The following is a 522-nucleotide window of genomic DNA, read 5'->3' as shown; positions in this document are numbered from 1 at the left end:
CAGGTTGAGCAGCTTGCGGTGAGGTCTTAAACCCACAGCTAAGCACGCCTATTGTTACAGCAGCTACACCAAGAGATATCTTGATGGTATTGAAAGGGGATAAGGTTTTGTTCATAATTGATCTCGCAGTTCCTGTAAAAGCACTCAAAGGGTTCGAAGTCTTGAGTGCTTTTTTAATGTCTGTGAGATAAATATAACTATAGTTATTTTTATAGTCAATAGAAAAGCAATTAAAATATATCTTAAGTTATATATAATTATAGCTGTAAGAATTTTTTATGTTTTAATAGACAAAAGAAAACCCACCGCTGGGGTGGGTTGGATGGAGTAACTAGATTGTTAAATCCCTAAATTTTCCTGCTCTTTTTTCATTATTTTGTGCTCAATAACTTTAATTACTTCATAGTCGGATTTTAGTTTGTTGTGAGTAATTGTTTGCACAGTTTTTAATTTAACTTTCAAAATATCACCTTTTCCAAATCTCAATTCTCCAGAATCAATTTTTGCCAGAAAGTCTTCATC

General features: G+C 33.0%; 1 pseudogene. It reads right to left on the bottom strand.

Annotation, left to right across the window (positions count from 1 at the left end):
- Nucleotides 1-339 precede the first annotated feature (339 nt).
- Nucleotides 340-522, bottom strand: a pseudogene (locus tag RR876_RS17355) (hypothetical protein); the annotation flags it as partial.

This window comes from Acinetobacter sp., assembly GCF_036666595.1.
Taxonomy (GTDB): domain Bacteria; phylum Pseudomonadota; class Gammaproteobacteria; order Pseudomonadales; family Moraxellaceae; genus Acinetobacter.
The sequence above is the reverse complement of the archived record's forward strand: the minus strand, read 5'-3'. Positions and strand labels throughout refer to the sequence as shown.